General features: G+C 55.1%; 17 protein-coding genes. 6 read left to right on the forward strand and 11 right to left on the reverse strand.

Translation table 11 applies throughout. From position 1 onward, the window contains the following. Complete coding sequence (locus J7J49_RS16025) at positions 1 to 1,101, forward strand: alpha/beta hydrolase family protein (protein WP_215093993.1); 1,101 nt, start codon at positions 1 to 3, stop codon at positions 1,099 to 1,101. A 12-nt stretch (positions 1,102 to 1,113) separates the two neighbouring features. On the opposite strand, the gene J7J49_RS16030 is transcribed toward J7J49_RS16025, so the two are convergent. Further along, positions 1,114 to 1,707: an SCO family protein gene (locus J7J49_RS16030; RefSeq protein ID WP_215093995.1), complete on the reverse strand. Its 594-nt coding sequence runs from the start codon at positions 1,705 to 1,707 to the stop codon at positions 1,114 to 1,116. A 5-nt stretch (positions 1,708 to 1,712) separates the two neighbouring features. Next, a complete protein-coding gene (locus J7J49_RS16035; protein ID WP_251048361.1) occupies positions 1,713 to 2,321 on the reverse strand; it encodes a hypothetical protein in 609 nt (202 codons plus the stop codon). A 2-nt stretch (positions 2,322 to 2,323) separates the two neighbouring features. On the opposite strand from J7J49_RS16035, the gene J7J49_RS16040 reads away from it, so the two are divergent. Next, positions 2,324 to 3,238 (forward strand): AEC family transporter, encoded by a 915-nt coding sequence (locus J7J49_RS16040; protein WP_215093997.1) that lies wholly within the window; start codon positions 2,324 to 2,326, stop codon positions 3,236 to 3,238. A gap of 583 nt (positions 3,239 to 3,821) precedes the next feature. Then, the gene (locus tag J7J49_RS16045; protein ID WP_064235709.1) at positions 3,822 to 4,814 is read left to right on the forward strand and encodes a 2-hydroxyacid dehydrogenase; all 993 of its coding nucleotides are present in this window, start codon (positions 3,822 to 3,824) and stop codon (positions 4,812 to 4,814) included. 22 nt (positions 4,815 to 4,836) lie between these two features. On the opposite strand, the gene argE is transcribed toward J7J49_RS16045, so the two are convergent. From argE to J7J49_RS16065, 4 genes are read right to left on the reverse strand one after another with little or no spacing between them, the layout of a single operon-like run. Next, positions 4,837 to 6,024: an acetylornithine deacetylase gene (gene argE, locus J7J49_RS16050; RefSeq protein ID WP_215093999.1), complete on the reverse strand. Its 1,188-nt coding sequence runs from the start codon at positions 6,022 to 6,024 to the stop codon at positions 4,837 to 4,839. Between the two features lie 35 nt (positions 6,025 to 6,059). After that, on the reverse strand, positions 6,060 to 7,532 hold the full coding sequence (locus tag J7J49_RS16055) for a tripartite tricarboxylate transporter permease (RefSeq protein WP_215094001.1): 1,473 nt from the start codon (positions 7,530 to 7,532) through the stop codon (positions 6,060 to 6,062). Positions 7,533 to 7,557: 25 nt separating this feature from the next. After that, the gene (locus J7J49_RS16060; RefSeq protein ID WP_215094003.1) at positions 7,558 to 8,061 is read right to left on the reverse strand and encodes a tripartite tricarboxylate transporter TctB family protein; all 504 of its coding nucleotides are present in this window, start codon (positions 8,059 to 8,061) and stop codon (positions 7,558 to 7,560) included. 56 nt (positions 8,062 to 8,117) lie between these two features. Further along, positions 8,118 to 9,083 (reverse strand): Bug family tripartite tricarboxylate transporter substrate binding protein, encoded by a 966-nt coding sequence (locus J7J49_RS16065; protein WP_251048362.1) that lies wholly within the window; start codon positions 9,081 to 9,083, stop codon positions 8,118 to 8,120. A 227-nt stretch (positions 9,084 to 9,310) separates the two neighbouring features. Here J7J49_RS16065 and J7J49_RS16070 point away from each other — a divergent pair, with 227 nt between their 5' ends. Beyond that, positions 9,311 to 10,231 carry a LysR family transcriptional regulator gene (locus tag J7J49_RS16070; RefSeq protein ID WP_082906731.1) on the forward strand — a complete coding sequence of 307 codons (921 nt, stop codon included), beginning with the start codon at positions 9,311 to 9,313 and terminating at the stop codon, positions 10,229 to 10,231. A gap of 82 nt (positions 10,232 to 10,313) precedes the next feature. Here the strand turns inward: J7J49_RS16070 and trmB are convergent, their stop codons facing one another. The 3 genes from trmB to thiS are packed head-to-tail and all read right to left on the reverse strand — an operon-like array spanning position 10,314 to position 12,126. Beyond that, positions 10,314 to 11,084 (reverse strand): tRNA (guanosine(46)-N7)-methyltransferase TrmB, encoded by a 771-nt coding sequence (trmB, locus tag J7J49_RS16075; RefSeq protein ID WP_215094007.1) that lies wholly within the window; start codon positions 11,082 to 11,084, stop codon positions 10,314 to 10,316. A gap of 15 nt (positions 11,085 to 11,099) precedes the next feature. Further along, the gene (locus J7J49_RS16080; RefSeq protein ID WP_215094009.1) at positions 11,100 to 11,909 is read right to left on the reverse strand and encodes a thiazole synthase; all 810 of its coding nucleotides are present in this window, start codon (positions 11,907 to 11,909) and stop codon (positions 11,100 to 11,102) included. Positions 11,910 to 11,919: 10 nt separating this feature from the next. Continuing rightward, positions 11,920 to 12,126, reverse strand: a complete 207-nt coding sequence (thiS, locus tag J7J49_RS16085) for a sulfur carrier protein ThiS (protein WP_007112347.1) — start codon at positions 12,124 to 12,126, stop codon at positions 11,920 to 11,922. Between the two features lie 137 nt (positions 12,127 to 12,263). Here thiS and J7J49_RS16090 point away from each other — a divergent pair, with 137 nt between their 5' ends. Together J7J49_RS16090 and J7J49_RS16095 are read left to right on the forward strand one after the other, a co-directional pair. Next, positions 12,264 to 12,653 carry a DUF423 domain-containing protein gene (locus J7J49_RS16090; RefSeq protein WP_064235701.1) on the forward strand — a complete coding sequence of 130 codons (390 nt, stop codon included), beginning with the start codon at positions 12,264 to 12,266 and terminating at the stop codon, positions 12,651 to 12,653. A gap of 142 nt (positions 12,654 to 12,795) precedes the next feature. Then, complete coding sequence (locus J7J49_RS16095; protein ID WP_215094011.1) at positions 12,796 to 13,242, forward strand: DUF411 domain-containing protein; 447 nt, start codon at positions 12,796 to 12,798, stop codon at positions 13,240 to 13,242. Here the strand turns inward: J7J49_RS16095 and J7J49_RS16100 are convergent. Together J7J49_RS16100 and J7J49_RS16105 are read right to left on the reverse strand one after the other, a co-directional pair. Further along, positions 13,223 to 13,828 carry a nucleotidyltransferase family protein gene (locus J7J49_RS16100; protein ID WP_215094013.1) on the reverse strand — a complete coding sequence of 202 codons (606 nt, stop codon included), beginning with the start codon at positions 13,826 to 13,828 and terminating at the stop codon, positions 13,223 to 13,225. The two genes, J7J49_RS16095 and J7J49_RS16100, sit on opposite strands and share 20 nt — an antisense overlap. Positions 13,829 to 13,850: 22 nt before the next feature. Next, positions 13,851 to 14,867 carry an XdhC family protein gene (locus J7J49_RS16105; RefSeq protein WP_215094015.1) on the reverse strand — a complete coding sequence of 339 codons (1,017 nt, stop codon included), beginning with the start codon at positions 14,865 to 14,867 and terminating at the stop codon, positions 13,851 to 13,853. Positions 14,868 to 15,065 lie beyond the last annotated feature (198 nt).

Below are 15,065 nucleotides of genomic sequence, written 5' to 3' on the forward strand. Positions count from 1 at the left end.
ATGACTTCAACCCCCTCTTCTAACCTGCACGTTTTCGCTCAGACACTGGTTTGCTTGGGGCTGTGTACACCGCTGCTAGCGCAAGCTGATACCACCGACGAGCCCGAGGATTTGCCAGCCTTAAGTGCTTCAAGTGAGCAGGCTAGCGTGGTGGGGGTATCGTCGGGCGGTTATATGGCTACCCAGCTGGCGGTGGCCTGGCCCGAGCGGTTTAGTGGCCTGGGCGTGCTAGCGGCGGGGCCTTGGAGTTGCGCGCAGGGCTCGCTGAGCTTGGCGCTTAACCAATGCATGATGACCCGCCGCGGCGCGCCTTCGTTGGATGAATTGGAGGCGCGTCACCAGCGCTATCTCGGGCTTGAACAGGTAGGTAGCGCTGAGGCACTTAGTCAGCTCCGGGTCTATGTGTGGCATGGCGAAGAGGATGAGGTGGTTGAGCCACTGCTCGGCGATTTGCTTGCTGAACAGTGGCAGCAGTGGCTAGCTACGCCTGACCAATTGCGCGTTGCACGCAGCGACAATGCAGGGCATGGCTGGCCGGTACGGTTACCCAGTGAAGCCGCCCCAGGGCCCCAGGAATGGGGCGATTGTCGTCAGGGTGGTGGTAGCTTTCTATTATCCTGCGATGACGATATCGCGGGAGAAATGCTGGATTGGCTCTACCCCGAGCGAGACGTCCCTGGCGAACGCAGTGGTGAAGAAGGTGGTGAGCCGGGTGGCGAGTTAGTCGCATTTGATCAGTCAGAATTTGCGGTAAAGGGCCTATCCGACACGGGCTATGTGTTTATACCCGAAGGCTGCGATGCGGGCGAGTGCCCGGTAACACTGGCATTGCACGGCTGCCAAATGAACGCAGAGGCTATTGGCGATACGTTCATACGTTACACCGGGCTAAATGCTTGGGCAGCAGCGCATCAGCAAATCGTGCTCTATCCTCAGGCCGAAAGCAGTATGGCGAACCCGCAGGGCTGCTGGGACTGGTGGGGGTTTGCTGAAAGTACCTGGCAGTTAAGCCCGCAGCACGATACCCGTAATGGCACCCAAATTGGCGCGTTAATGGCCATGTTGGATCGTTTACAAGCCGCGCCTGAACAAGCCGATTAAAAGAAACGCCGATTAACCGCCAAGTTCATGTTCTAACGCTGACACTAAGCCGTGAGGCGTGGGTGAGTAGAGCACTCGCTGGAGTATATCGCCCTCGCGGTTGACTAAAAAAAGCGAGGCGCTGTGATCAATGGTATAGGCCATTGCTGAGTCCGGCGCTTCGACTTTTCGCCATATCACACCATAGCGTGAGGCGACATCCTCTAGCTGTTCTTGACTGCCCACCGCGCCGATAAACGCCTCGCCGAAAAAGCCCATGTACTCTTGCATGCGCGGAATGGTGTCGCGTTCGGGATCAACGGTGATCATCACCGGCACCACGCGCTCGCGCTGCTCCTCGGAGAGCTGGGCCAGTGCTTGGCGTTTTACCGACTGAGTCATCGGGCAAATATCGGGGCAGTAGGTATAGCCAAACGAAACAATCGCGATTTGATTCTCGTCCAGTTGGGTCAACGAAAAATCACCCTGGGTAGAGGGTAGTTCAACCGGACCGCCCACGGGCTCTCCCTCTTTGGGGGCGAAAGCATACTGGTAGAGGCCAATGCCGCTGGCCACCAGCAACACTGCGACTACACCCGCGCCTAGCCATAATGGTTTACTTGCCATATGCGTTAACTCCGAATCACGTCAAAATCGAACCAGCTACCCACTTTGCCTTCTGCGGTTTCCAGTATGACACGCGCTCGCCAGGGCATAACGCTTTGAGTACAAATTCCCACTTGGGCTTGACCTTTAAAATGGCCGGGCGCACCTGCGCTAAGGGCAAAGCGATGTAATCCCAAATCCATATCCCGGCCAATAAAATCAACCTCGACCTGGGACGCGGTAACACCATCGACTTCCACTTCCAGAGGTAATATTTCCAATGCGTCAATCCGCCCATCGGACTCAACGTGGAGCGTGATGCGGCCCAACTCACCCAAGGTGGCGGAGCAGGGTTCTGCATGCAAGTTGCAGCTTGAAGTGGGCGGAAACCATGTCACATCACTGTCGCGGTGGAGCCAGTGTGAAAAGGCATACCACGCGCAGGCCGCTAGCGCCAAGCCAGTGACCAGTATCAGTACCCTTAAGAGGGGGAAGCCCGCCGGGGGTGCAGGTTTTGATATCATCTTCATGGCAGAATAATCGCTACGCAAGCCGTGGGGACGGGGTGTTACAGCCATGGTACCAGTAATCGCGCCGATATCGCTGTGCTGGGATGTCGCAGGCAAAAGGGACATAAATGGAGAGTATCACTGGCGCTTTAGGCCCACTATTTCTATTGATCTTACTGGGCGCTGTGCTTGGCTATTGGCGTTGGCCTAGCGACACTTTTTGGCCGCAGATGGAGCGGCTGATCTATTTTGTGCTGTTTCCCGCCATGCTGGTGGGCACCTTGGCGACTGCCGATGTGAGCCAAGTGCCGGTAGGCCGCCTCGCCATGGTGTTACTCGGCGCGATGGGGCTGTTTGGCTTGTTGCTTTGGCGTTTGCGCGGCTGGCTTCAACTGACGCCTGCTGCTTTTACCTCGGTTTTTCAAGGCGCGGTGCGCTTTAACACTTATGTGGGTGTGGCAGGGGCTGCTGCCTTACACGGTAGCCTAGGGGCGACCACTGCGGCGGTGGCGGTAGCGTTGATGGTGCCGGTGGTTAACGTGATGTGTGTGGCAAGCTTTGTCAGCGCGGGTACCTTGGGTGGGGCAAGCGTGGGTAAAAGCGCCATGGCGCTGATTAAAAACCCACTGATACTAGCCTGCATTGGGGGCATTGGCCTGAACCTTTCGGGCATTGGTTTGCCAGGTTGGAGTCAAGATACGGTGGCGCTACTGGGGCGTGCGGCGCTGCCATTAGGATTGGTGGCCGTCGGCGTGGCGCTGCGCCCGGCAGCGTTGCTGCGTATTGACCGCGGCGTGCTGGCCACCAATAGCATTAAACTACTGCTTATGCCTGCGCTGGTATTGGCGTTAACTTGGATACTACAGTTGGATTCGGTCAGTCGCGATGTGGCGCTGCTGTTTGCAGCACTCCCTACGGCGACCTCTGCGTATATCCTCGCCCGCCAACTGGGCGGCGATGCCGAGCTGATGGCCGCGATCATTACCGGCCAAACCTTACTAGCCATGCTTACCCTGCCGTTTTGGCTGCAGCTGGTTAGCTGACAGGAAGGCTGGCAAAACTAAATAAAAAATATTCGTATTTGTGTTGACGGGGTAAATGAGAACTATTACAGTGTGATTGTCAGCGTTTAATGAGACGCTGGCAGCCACGACAGCTGTTGATTTAAGAATCAGCGCCAGTTTTCTGTCATGGTTTCTCCCTCTCATTGCTAGTCACGGTCTTTTGCCGCTCCTTTGGAGCGGCTTTCTTTTTTTGTGGGTTCCAATTTTTTGTACTCTATCGAGGGGGCGGGAGCGGCTATGAACGTTGCCATCTGCAAGCGGTAATAAAAAATATTCGTATTTGTATTGACGTGGTAAATGAGAACTATTACAGTGTAGTTGTCAGCGTTTGATGAGACGTTGGCAACCAGGACAGAAACCGCCAGTTTCCTGTCATGGTTTCTCCCTCTCATTGCTAGTCACGGTCTTTTTGCCGCTCCATTGGAGCGGCTTTCTTTTTCTACCCCTTTATTAATAAACCAACCTCTGCCAGAGCAAGGCGTGAAAGGTGCTGCTCGTGCCACTCCCGTCACCTATGCTGTCCCTGTAGACCACCTTTAGCTTGCTTTGGGAGAATAGAGATATGCGCATCGCTGTATTTAGCGCTAAACCCTACGATCGCACTTTTATCACTCGTGCTAACGCAGCAGAGCGTCATTCGTTGAGCTTTTTAGAGGCGCGCTTGACGGTCGACACCGCCCCTTTGGCCAACGGTTTTGACGCGGTTTGCGCCTTCGTGAATGACTGCCTTGATGCCGCCGTGTTAGAGCAACTGCATTACGGTGGCACAAGATTAGTGGCGCTGCGTTCAGCGGGCTTCAACCACGTTGATTTGGTTGCCGCCGAACGGTTAGACATCACGGTGGTTCGGGTACCTGCCTATTCGCCCCATGCTGTGGCGGAGCATGCAGTGGCCTTAGTGCTAAGCCTTAATCGCATGACCTATCGTGCCTACAACCGGGTGAGGGAGGGCAATTTTGCCCTGGATGGTCTGCTCGGCTTTGACCTACACGGCAAGACGGTAGGTATTATTGGCACTGGACATATTGGGCTGATTTTTGCCGATATAATGCGCGGCTTTGGTTGCCGAATAGTGGCCAGTGACCCGTTTCCCAATCCGCAGGCGAAGACGTTTGTAGCGTACGTGCCGCTGGAGACGCTGTATGCCGAAGCGGATATTATCTCGCTTCACTGCCCGCTAACGCCAGACACAGACCACTTGATCGATGCCGATGCCATCGCGCAGATGAAGGAGGGTGTCATGCTAATCAATACTGGCCGTGGAAGGGTGGTCGATACCCAAGCCGTTATAGCCGGCCTGAAAAGCGGCAAAATTGGCCGATTAGGGCTGGATGTCTATGAAGAGGAGGAGCAACTGTTCTTCGAAGACCTCTCCCACAGCGTGATTAGCGATGATCAGTTTATGCGCCTAACCACCTTCCACAATGTGTTGATCACCGGCCATCAGGCTTTCTTCACCGCAGAGGCACTGACCAATATCGCCGAGACCACGCTGGCGAACATTGATGCTTTTGAAAGTGGCAACGGCACCATGCACCGGGTAAGTGCCAAATGACTCACCTCCACTCGTGTGGGCGTTAGTGTTTCATCCAAGTGTTTAACTCATCGAAGAACGCTAGGCACTGACTGAGCTGATCAATCTCAATAAACTCATCGGGCTTGTGGGCTTGGCGAATAGAGCCGGGCCCAATAATCACCGAGGGTATGCCGCCATCGATCTCGAACACACCACCTTCTGAACCATAAGAAACCTTGCCCCCGCGCTCGGGAAGAATGGGCTCAAGCTGCTTAAACATATCGCTGTCGGTAGCGTCCCCCATGGCGGGGTAGGCGAATAACTGTTGCCACTCAATGGCGGCATCGGCTGATTGGCGCTGCATTTCGGGGAGCAGAGTGGCCTCAATATCGCTGATCAACGCTTGAATATCCGTGGCGGCTGCCTCCTGGTCGATGCTACGTAGCTCAAAGATAAAGCTACAGGTGTCGGGGGTCACGTTGGTTGCCACACCGCCTTCTATCATAGTGGTCAGCGTTGTAGCGTGAGGAACGGTAAAATCGTGGTCGAAGGGGCCATCTTGCTCATATCGTCGTGATCGTTCGGCGATCATGGTGATAATACGCGAGGCATACTCCACCGCGTTGACATGCTGCGGGGAAAACGATGAGTGGCCCCCTTCACCGCGCACCGTTACCCGCATAGCGATCTTGCCTTTCTGACCGTTAATCAGCTTCATTTCGCTGGGTTCGCCGATAATCGCCAGAGCCGGTGGTACCTTGAGCCCAGCTAAGTAGCGTGCGATGGCGGGGGCGCCCAGGCAGCCCACCTCTTCATCGTGAGAGAAGCAGAAATAGAAAGGTCGCTGTAGTTCGCCGTTGGCAAACGCAGGTGCAGCGGCCATAACGCACGCTGCAAAGCCTTTCATGTCGCAAGTACCACGCCCAAACAAGCGACTGCCGCGCTGCTCCATTTTGAAAGGGTCGCTTTGCCAGCTCTTCGGGTTGGCAGGCACCACGTCCGTATGGCCGGAGAGGACGATGCCAGCCACGTTGGCCGGGCCCAGGCGGGCGACCAAGTTGGCTTTTTCACCACTCTCATGGGGCAACACCTTCACCTCCGCGCCCAGACGGGCGAAGAACTCCTCCATGTGATGAATAAGTTCGAGATTGGAGTAAGCACTGGTTGTGTCGTATGCGATCAGGTCAGCGAGGTGTGATACCGCGGCTTCCAACTGCGGGTGAGCGTTAGGCGTAGCACTAGCTTGCATAGCGTTAAATCCTTGGCAATAAGGGAATCTTTGGCTCAGGCCTTGGTTTTCTTGAGCTGCTGACGAATCGTCACGACCACCACAAATATCGCCAGCGAAGCGAATAGCCAGGTGATAGGCGACGAGACCAGGATGCTTGGATCACCACGGGAGAGCGCAAGGGCACGACGCAGGTTCTCTTCCAGCATCGGGCCGAGAATGAAGGCGATTAAAAAGGGCGCGGCGGGTATGGCGAATAGGTACATGAAAAAGCCAAAGATGCCCATCGCCAGCAGTACGATGACGTCATACATACTGTTGGAGATCGAAAAAATACCGAAGACGCAAAGCGCTAGCACAATCGGCGCCATCAACCCCGGTGGAATTCGCGAGATATGCGAGAAAAAGCGCATCGTTGCTTTACCCGCACCAAACAGCAAAACAGACGAGAACAGCATGCCAATAAACAGCATGTAAACCTCATTAAGGTTGTTCTCAAATAGCATCGGGCCTGGGGTCATGCCGTGAATCATAAAGGCGCCCAGCATCACGCCCGTGATCACATCGCCCGGCACGCCCAGCGCTAACAGCGGGATCATGGTGGAGCCACAGCAGCCATTGTTAGCGGACTCGGATGCTGCGATCCCCTCTAGCTCGCCCTTACCAAAGTTTTCGCGGTTCTTTGAGCTACGCTGTGCTTCGCCGTAGGAAGAGAACGCCGCTGCCGAGGGCCCAATACCGGGAATGGCCCCCATCACCACACCAATCATGCTGCCTTTAAGCATTGCCTTTAAGGATCGGCGCAGCTCATCTCGCGTTACCCGGTTATCGCCCAACTGCATGGGTTTATGGCTTTGGTTGTGACGAAAAACAATAATCTTAAGCAGCTCTGGGATCGCAAACAGACCGATGAGCACGGGTGCCACGGCAAGCCCGCTCTGCATATCCACGGTGAGATCAAAGCGGAACGAGCCGTACATATCTTCGCCCACGGTGGCTAACAGTAGCCCTAAGCACGCCGATACTAGTCCAAGCAGCAGTGAACGCCCTGACACCCCAGCCACGGTGGTGAGCGCGAAAATCATCAGCATAAAGTATTCGGGTGGGCCGATACGCAGCGCGAGGAGCGCCAGCGGTGCGGCAATAAAAATCAGCGACAGGTTGGAAATAAAATCCCCGGTACAGGACGAGTAGAGCGCCATGTTAAGGGCTTTGCCCGCCTTGCCCTGTTGGGCCAACGGGTAGCCGTCAAGGGTGGTACAGGCGGCTGAAGCAGTACCTGGCGTCTTGATCAAAATCGCCGAGACCGAGCCGCCATAGGTGGAGCCTTTGTAGAGCGCAACGAGTAATAAAATACTCGGGATCGGCTGCATATAAAACGTAAAGGGCAGCGCCAGCGTCACCGCCATAGTGCCGGTCATGCCGGGAATAGCGCCGATAATCACGCCACCCCAGATACCGGCGGCCATGATCAAAAAATTCTCAAGGGTAGCAACCGCCTGGAAGGCAACCAGCAGGTCGTTGAGCATAGTGGTCAGTCCTATACGCGGTAGGTTAAATACCGATAGCCTTGAACAGGCTGCCGACAGGGAAACGCGTATTGAGTGCGCTGGAGAAAAACAGGTAGAGCACCAGTGGGAGTGCGACGGCCACGATGGCTGCCACCACTTTATGGCGCCAATAACCGGTCAGTATCAGCATCGCCATTAACAGCAGAATGCTCGATAGCAAAAAACCGAGCAGCATCACTGAGCCGATAAACAGCGCAAAGGCAAGTACCGTCCAGCCGAAGCGAGTGAGCAGCGTGACAAGTGGCGTGTTACCACGGATGGCGCTGGCATCTTCAGGGTCGGCGATGGCTTCGGTTTTACGTGAAAAAGACAGCCCAACAAGCAGTATGCCCAGCGCCATGCCTAGCATGGAAACTGTGCGTGGCCACATATCAGGCGGCGGAGCAAATCCGGGAATAAAGCGTGGGCGGGGCACATAGGCGGGTATCAGTAAAAACAGAACGATACCGAACAGCACCGTAATAACTAAACCGCGTGTTATACCCATGACCCCTCCAGTGAATAGCTGTTGTATGCAGTGATAATGAAGTGTTTAACGCTGGTTTATTCCAGGTAGCCAAACTGTTCAGCTAAGGTGCGGTAAAACTCGTACTGCTCCTTGGCGTAGGTCTGCATATCGACGCTGCCAATAGTGGAAATTGAGCCGCGGTCATCAGCACGGCTGAGCCACATTTCATCTTCAGCGACCTGCTCCATTACCTCTGCCCAGGTATTCATAACGTCCTCAGGTAGATCTGGCGGGCCATATAGAGCGCTCCAGCCAATCACTTGCCCAGCTAGTTCATAACCCAGCTCTTCAGCCGTCGGCACGTCCGGCAGTGTTTCCATGCGCTCTGGAGAGAACACCATTAACGGGCGCATATCACCGCTCTCGATATGCGGCATCAGCGATGCTGCTGCGATGGCGAGAAAATCGACATGCCCGCCCAGTAGCGCTGTTGCGAGTTCACCACCCCCTCGGTAGGGAATCAGCGTTGCCGCTGTCAGCGGATCCATTTCCACGTCAGCCAGTAGTGACTGCACCGTAAAACCATCAATGGCAGTGGCACCGGAAGCGGCGTAGCTCATCGCACCAGGGTCGTTTTTGATGCCTTCCAGCAACTCCTCAACGCTTTCATAGGGTGAGTCGTCGGCCACGGCGAGGATCATCGGTGTGGCTTCAAGCGGACTGATAAAGGTGTACTCATCCCAATCAACACTGCTGTTTTCGTTGACCGCCGGTGATAGCGCCATGCCGACGCGGGCTAACAGCAGGGTGTACCCATCGGGGTCAGCCTGTGTCACATCGCGAGCGCCGGTCATTCCCCCTGCGCCGGCTTGATTGACGACCGTGACAGGCTGGCCTAAATATTCGCGAGCCGACTCCGCTAGCGCCCTTCCCGCCAGATCGGAGGCGCCGCCAGGGCCATAAGGGACCACCAGCGTGACGGGTTCTGAGGGGTAGCTCTGAGCATAAGCGGTGGAGGCAGCGAGCAGCGTTGCTGCCGCTAAGCTTAAGGTGAGTTTCATACTTATCTCCGCAATCGTTATTGCATAGCTTTCATGGAGTGGATTTGTTAATAGCATTTTTGAACCCAGCGCTTTTAACATAGACAGGTATGAAATTTGTTGCAACAATTCGATTTAGTATTCGATTTTGTTCTAGTGGTGAGCCAAAGTTGCAAGCTTATTGTTTATAAACATTGTTTTTATTCGCTGCTTATTGAGTAAAAGACTTCTTGAGTGGGACTAACACCATGAAAATAAAAGAAATTGAAGCGTTTGATGCCTTTATGAAACACGGCACGACGAAGGCTGCCGCAGAAACGCTAGGTATTAGTCAGTCAATGGTAAGCCGCTTGCTAATCGGCCTGGAGGACGAGCTAGGCTTTGCGTTGTTCAAACGTGCCCGTAACCAGCTTTCGCCAACGCCAGAAGCATTTTTATACCATGCGTCCGTTTTACGACTGATGGCGAGTATTCGAGACACTCAAAAAGACGCGGATGCTATTGCTAATAACCAGTTGGGCAGCGTTGTAGTCGCTGCCCAGCCCATTTTTTGCGACACCTTTTTACTCGATGTCATTAAGCGCTTTAAACAAAATCACCCTAATGTAGGCGTTCGAGTTATCGACGCAGGGTTGCAAGAGTTGCTTAAAATGATCGACAACAATACTTGTGATGTGGCGCTGGGGATAACGCTGGAAGCCGACACTTATGGGGCAACAGTCAGTAGTCTTGCGCGCTGTTCCGCACGCTGCATCATGCATCGTACGCACCCGCTTGCTAAGCAAAACGTTGTCTCGATCACAAGCTTACAAAATCAGACATTCGTAGAGCTAATGGCAGATAGCCCACTGCGTGCAAGGGTGGACTACATCATGCAGACCATTGATATAAAAAGGCATATTGCCGCTGAAATGCGCCATATGCGCGGGGTATGCGCATTAGTTGATCGCGGACTTGGGGTCGCAGTGATTGACCCGATTGCAGAACTACTACTTCAGGGAACAGCTGTTGTATCAAGGCCAATGGAACCAACCATTGAGTGGGAAATTGCCTTACTGAAATCTAAACACAGGCCGTTAAGTAACGTGGCTGAATCTTTCTGCGAAGAGATATACGCTGAAATCGACAGCTTGCATCAAATGGGTATCTTAATATCGCTTAATAATTAACAGACGCCCGCTCAGGATTGATTCTGACCGTGGCGTCTAACGCTGCAATAAACCTTCTCTGTCAATCTAGTTGGCAGAACGTTTAGGCTTCCCGACGGTAAATCAAATCCCACACACCATGGCCGAGTTTTTCGCCACGCGCTTCAAACTTGGTTAGCGGACGAAACGCCGGGCGCGGCACGTAGGGAGCTGTTTCCGCGCTGGCGGTGTTGGCATAGCCGGGGGCCGCTTCCATTACCTCGGCCATCCACTCCGCGTAGGCTTCCCAGTCGGTGGCCATATGGAAAGTGCCGCCGGGCATCAAACGGGTACGGATCAACTCAATAAAAGCGGGCTGCACGATACGCCGCTTGTGGTGCTTCTTCTTTGGCCAGGGGTCGGGGAAGAACAGCTGTAGCGTGGTCAGCGAGCCTTCGGGCAGGCACTGCTCAAGCACGGCCAAAGCATCCTCGCGGTAAACGCGCAGGTTAGTCAGGCCACGTTTATCGACTTCATCCAGCAGCTTGCCAACGCCGGGAGCGTGGACTTCTATGCCGATAAAGTCGGTGTCCGGGTGGGTTTCGGCCTGCTCAATCAGCGAGTTGCCCATGCCAAAGCCGATTTCCACTACCCGCGGTGCCTGACGGCCGAACAGGGCGTCCAGGTCTTGACGGCCGTCGGCGATGGTCAGGCCAAAACGCGGCCAAATATCTTCTAAGCCACGGTTTTGCGCCTGGGTCATACGACCCGCGCGAATGACGTAGCTTTTAATGCCACGGCGATGCAGCGGTGCATCCGTACTTTCCGGGCCTGTGGTGGCGTTGCTTTCAGGGGCGGGGCTGCTTTCGTTAGCGGCGTTTTTGGGTTCAGTCATGGGGTCTCGAATCAATTAACCGTTAATACGGCCAGCGAAAGGTGAAGAGGGATCGGCGGACTGGCGGCGCGGCATGCGCCCGGCTAAAAACGCATCGCGACCGGCTTCTACGGCCAGCTTCATGGCGTTGGCCATGCGTATCGGGTCGCGGGCGTGGGCAATGGCGGTGTTGAGCAGCACGCCATCGCAGCCTAGCTCCATCGCCATGGCAGCATCTGATGCCGTGCCAATGCCTGCATCAACCAGTACCGGCACGCTGCTCTGCTCGACGATCAAACGCACGTTATGCGGGTTTTGAATACCGTGGCCTGAGCCAATCAGTGAACCTAGCGGCATGATGGCGCAGCAGCCCATGGCTTCCAGTTCGCGTGCCACAATAGGATCGTCGCTGGTGTACACCATGACGTCAAAGCCATCAGCAAGCAGCGTTTCGGCGGCTTTTAGCGTCTCGACCACATTGGGGTAAAGCGTATGGTCGTCGCCCAGCACTTCCAGCTTGACCAGCTTGTGACCGTCGAGCAGCTCACGGGCCAGGCGGCAGGTGCGAACGGCATCTTTAGCGTTGTAGCACCCGGCAGTATTGGGTAGCAGGGTGTAGCGCTCGGGGGAAATAACGTCTAACAGGTTGGGCGCATCGGCGTCCTGGCCTAAATTAGTACGGCGCACCGCAAAGGTGACGATTTCAGCGCCGCTTTGGGCAATGGCAGCGCCGGTTTCGGTAAAGTCCTTGTACTTGCCTGTTCCCACCAGCAGGCGCGAGTGAAAGTCGCGTCCAGCGATAGTGAACGGGGTATCGGCTAGCGGTTCATGAGTTAACTGGATCATAGTGTTTCCTTTAGCCGCCGCCAATGGCATGCACAACTTCTACATGGTCGCCATCGACCAGACGGGTGTCGGCGTGCTGGCTGCGGGGGACAATCTCTTCGTTAATTTCGACGGCGATACGACGACCGCTAAGGCCCAGCTGTTCAACTAAGTCAGCGGCGGTTAGGCCAGGCGACAGCGTATGGGGTTCACCGTTTAGACGTATCTGGATAGACATAAATAGGTGTGTCTCATTCGTCGTGGCAGTTCGTACTCTCAGGTATTCTCTATTGTAGCGGTTTCGCGCCGCGCAAGGTAAGCCGTAGCAGCAATCAGCGTGATGGGTGCCGATCATAATTGAAGCAGGAGAGCAGCGTGCAACGGATAGATAAAGTGTGGTGGTGCGTAGCGGCGCTGTCTGGCGCCGTGATGGTGATGCTCGGCGCCTACGCGGCCCATGGCTTGGCGGCACGTACTACCGAAATGATGGTGAGTGCCGTTGAAACTGGTGTGCGCTACCAGGCATGGCATACGCTCGCCATTATGGTGGTGTTGGTATGGCGACAAGTGCAGCCGCTGGCCGGTCAGCGTTGGGTGCTGGCGCTGTGGACGCTGGGGGTTGTGTGCTTTTCAGGCTCGCTTTACCTGATGGCGTTGGTGGGGCTGAATCTTGGCATTGTCACACCCATTGGCGGGCTGCTGCTGATGGCAGGCTGGCTGGCGCTTGGTGTGGTAGCACTGTTAGCGCAGCACCGCTATCGCTAACCTTGATCTGTCGGGGCGTATCTTGACCTTGAGGCAACACACAGGTGGTAAGCTTTATGCCTCTGCCGTTTTATGGCTGATATAGCAGCGTGCCTCGCCGTTTTACTCAATATTTTAGTCGTTTCTATCAAGGAGGTTATTTATGAGCCGTTTAACTACCTCACTATTGCTGTCTGGTGCACTGGTTCTGGGGGCGACCTCGGCGCATGCGGCACTGCCTGACGAAGCCACGCTTTACAAAAATCCCCAATGCGGCTGCTGTGACGAATATGCGCGCCATCTTGAAGAGCTTGGCGTAGAAGTGACGATTATTGATGACGTAGAGCTGGGCGATATCAAACAGCAGGCGGGCGTGCCCTATGGCCTGGGCTCTTGCCATACCATCGAGATGGGCGAGTATTGGATCGAAGGCCACGTACCGATGGAAGCCGTGCAGGCGCTGTTTGAGCAACAACCCGATATTGACGGAATTGGCTTGGCGGGTATGCCCATTGGCACGCCGGGTATGCCGGGGCCACAGAGTGAACCCTATGACGTCTATACGTTTAGCGACCAGCAAGATGAGCCGTTTATGACGCTGGCGCCGTGATGCTGTGCTCCTCCGGCGTGTCGATATCGATAAGTGTGCCGTCGTCTTGCACGGCATACTCTTGGTAGTGCGCCGCGTGGCGACGAATAATGTCTTTGGCACCGGTATCGCCGCTTAAAGATTGAAGGGCTGGCCATAGTGAATGTCCGAATATAACCGGATGGCCTGGTTGGCCTTTGAAACAGGGCCTCACGATGGTGTCGTGAGTGGCTAGCTGCTGTAGCGCGGATAGCGTGTCTCGCTGAAGGTAGGGCATATCGCCCAATAAAATCGCCACCGCTTCCACGTTAGAGAGGTGAAGATCATTGCTAAGCGTAGCTACCGCCTCGGCCAGACTTGAACCCAGGCCAAGGCGCGCCTGACGAATACGAATAAGCTGTGTGCCTTCGGCAAGCCCTAAAAGGTCTGCGTCGTCCTCTTCGCGGATCGCCACGCGCAGCAGAGGAAAGGCTTGCTCGGCGTTGGCGACGCTGGCAGCTAACAGCGTGCGTCCATCAGCCAAGCACGCGCAGCGCTTGTCGCGCTCACCAAACCGGCGCGAGTAACCGGCGGCCATGACCAATGCGACAACGTTGCTAGAGTTCATCAAGACAGCTCATCGAGATAGTTCATTGAGATAGCTCATCGATAGTTCTTCCGTGCTGCACCCGCACGATATCCGCCATAACAGCGAGGGCAATCTCAGCCGGGGTCTTGCTTCCCAGTGCTAGGCCAATCGGCATATGCAGGCGGCCGACCTCCTCTTCTGTTAACCCTCCAGAGCGAATCAACCGCTCAGCGCGCGCAGTTGATGTACGTCTTGAACCCATCACGCCGATATAGAAAGCGGACGTGCGAACGGCTTCCATCATGGCTAAATCATCAATACGCGGGTCGTGAGTGAGCGCCACAACCGCCGTTGCGCTATGGCAAGCGCCGGAGGCAATGTACAGCGAGGGCAGTAACGCTTTGACGGCCACCCCCGGCACTGCAAAGTCTGCGCAGGCCGCCTCGTCTGGATCGCAGACGATCACTTCAAACCCCAGAGTGGCGGCAAAGGCGGCGCAAGGGGTGGAAATGGGCGATATGCCGGCAATAATGAGTCGTCTGGCTGGGGCAATCCGCATTTGAACAACATCTTGCCGATCATGTTCTTGCTCATCGTATGGTTGTTCATCCAACCGAACCACGCGAGGGCCGAGCGTGGCATCCTCGCTGAAGGATTGCTCTCCCGTGGTTAAATTCACGTTTCGTATCAAACGGTGATGGCCATTAAGGGTAGCTAGCAGGGTGGCCAAGTGCTTCTGGGTGTCAGCTGTTGAGCGCAGGCGTTCGATCAACACTTCTAAAACACCGCCACAGGGAAGCGCAATATGCGCGCCTTGGGTATCGTCGGGATCACCATAGCGTGTCACAGTTATTGGGCGATCGTATTCTCCCACGCCGAGACGCTTTATAAAGTCATCTTCTACACAGCCACCCGAAAGCGAACCGATGTGCTTGCCCTCTTGGCTGACGACCATCCAAGAGCCCGGCGCGCGCGGCGAAGAGCCAAATGTGGCCAGCACGGTACACAGCCAAATCGTTTTCCCTTCCTGAGACCACTTAAGCGCTTGCTCAATCACTTGCCGATCCAAATGCTGCATTTATAACGCTTCCAATAGTTAGCAAACGGCATCCATTGCTTGTTTTGGCGTGGGCATAAGACTTATAGCCTAGCGTAGCAACCGCATGTACAGAGGATGTAATAGATCTTTTTTTTCAGAACCTTTATGCCCGAAAGCCGGGTTGCTTACTCCAATCATGACTATGCTGAAGTCGTGACGACATTCATAAAGCGACAG

Source organism: Halomonas sp. ISL-56 (assembly GCF_018612805.1).
In the GTDB taxonomy this organism is placed as follows: Bacteria; Pseudomonadota; Gammaproteobacteria; order Pseudomonadales; family Halomonadaceae; genus Vreelandella.

What these genes read in the sequence shown, in the direction of transcription:
- J7J49_RS16040 (WP_215093997.1), top strand. Translation starts at nt 2,324, where the DNA reads ATGGAGAGTATCACTGGCGCTTTAGGCCCACTATTTCTATTGATCTTA.
- J7J49_RS16065 (WP_251048362.1), bottom strand. Translation starts at nt 9,083, where the DNA reads ATGAAACTCACCTTAAGCTTAGCGGCAGCAACGCTGCTCGCTGCCTCC.
- J7J49_RS16105 (WP_215094015.1), bottom strand. Translation starts at nt 14,867, where the DNA reads ATGCAGCATTTGGATCGGCAAGTGATTGAGCAAGCGCTTAAGTGGTCT.
- J7J49_RS16035 (WP_251048361.1), bottom strand. Translation starts at nt 2,321, where the DNA reads ATGTCCCTTTTGCCTGCGACATCCCAGCACAGCGATATCGGCGCGATT.
- J7J49_RS16030 (WP_215093995.1), bottom strand. Translation starts at nt 1,707, where the DNA reads ATGGCAAGTAAACCATTATGGCTAGGCGCGGGTGTAGTCGCAGTGTTG.
- J7J49_RS16100 (WP_215094013.1), bottom strand. Translation starts at nt 13,828, where the DNA reads ATGAACTCTAGCAACGTTGTCGCATTGGTCATGGCCGCCGGTTACTCG.
- thiS (WP_007112347.1), bottom strand. Translation starts at nt 12,126, where the DNA reads ATGTCTATCCAGATACGTCTAAACGGTGAACCCCATACGCTGTCGCCT.
- J7J49_RS16060 (WP_215094003.1), bottom strand. Translation starts at nt 8,061, where the DNA reads ATGGGTATAACACGCGGTTTAGTTATTACGGTGCTGTTCGGTATCGTT.
- trmB (WP_215094007.1), bottom strand. Translation starts at nt 11,084, where the DNA reads ATGACTGAACCCAAAAACGCCGCTAACGAAAGCAGCCCCGCCCCTGAA.
- J7J49_RS16045 (WP_064235709.1), top strand. Translation starts at nt 3,822, where the DNA reads ATGCGCATCGCTGTATTTAGCGCTAAACCCTACGATCGCACTTTTATC.
- J7J49_RS16080 (WP_215094009.1), bottom strand. Translation starts at nt 11,909, where the DNA reads ATGATCCAGTTAACTCATGAACCGCTAGCCGATACCCCGTTCACTATC.
- J7J49_RS16070 (WP_082906731.1), top strand. Translation starts at nt 9,311, where the DNA reads ATGAAAATAAAAGAAATTGAAGCGTTTGATGCCTTTATGAAACACGGC.
- J7J49_RS16095 (WP_215094011.1), top strand. Translation starts at nt 12,796, where the DNA reads ATGAGCCGTTTAACTACCTCACTATTGCTGTCTGGTGCACTGGTTCTG.
- J7J49_RS16025 (WP_215093993.1), top strand. Translation starts at nt 1, where the DNA reads ATGACTTCAACCCCCTCTTCTAACCTGCACGTTTTCGCTCAGACACTG.
- J7J49_RS16055 (WP_215094001.1), bottom strand. Translation starts at nt 7,532, where the DNA reads ATGCTCAACGACCTGCTGGTTGCCTTCCAGGCGGTTGCTACCCTTGAG.
- argE (WP_215093999.1), bottom strand. Translation starts at nt 6,024, where the DNA reads ATGCAAGCTAGTGCTACGCCTAACGCTCACCCGCAGTTGGAAGCCGCG.